Here is a 750-nt window from a genome sequence, read left to right as displayed (position 1 = left end):
CCTCCAGGGCCGGCGGCTCGCCCGCCGCCGGCTGGCCCGGATCGTAGCTGGCGGGCCGGTCGCGTTCGGGCGCCGGACCGCCATTGGCGATGACCACCGCGACCCACGGAATGATCACGGCCATCGCGACAGCGACAAACCGCAGCCAGCCGTGGAAGGCGACCACGGCGAGCACGAAGCAGAGCATCCGGAACATCATCGAGAGGAGGTAACGCACCTCCCGCCGATGGATGTCCGACTGCCGCGACCGGGCCGCGGACGTGATCAGGACCGTGTCCTGCCGCCTGAACATCACGCGTACACCTCGATGGCTCTCACTCCCCGACCGGTGCGCCGCCCCGCGCCTCCAAATATCCTCCTCACCGGCGCCCTGGGAAAATGCTGGCGGCCGGCGTGCGACGGTGCGGACCAGGAACCATGGCGCCCGCCGGGCGCCGTGTCGAACGACACCATGTCGGATAACATCATGTTGCACTATGTCGTGTGACATCATGTCAAGTAACACTATGGTAGATAGCACTATGTCAAGTGGCACTATGGAGTCGAAATGAAATAACTTGCGCGTTTCGAACCCTCCACAGGCCTGTGACCTGCGATGATGCTCTCGATCACGTATTTGTTACTTCATTACGTCCCCTATGTCAGATGACATCGTGTCGAATAACACTATGTCGGGTGACGCTGTGTTAGATGGCGCCAGGTTGGACGGGAATCCGGCCCGGATCCGCCGACCGGATGAACAGCCGGTCG

1 protein-coding gene is annotated in these 750 nt (G+C 62.5%); it reads right to left on the bottom strand.

All coding sequences use genetic code 11. The annotated features are described in order from the left end of the window. Window positions 1–292, bottom strand: a 292-nt coding sequence (locus tag ACY45C_RS17105; protein WP_462188564.1) for a DUF3099 domain-containing protein, incomplete at its 3' end; no start/stop codon positions are given. Window positions 293–750: the final 458 nt, after the last annotated feature.

It is taken from the genome of Frankia sp. CcWB2 (assembly GCF_977927585.1).
This window is presented reverse-complemented; position numbering and strand designations above follow the sequence as displayed.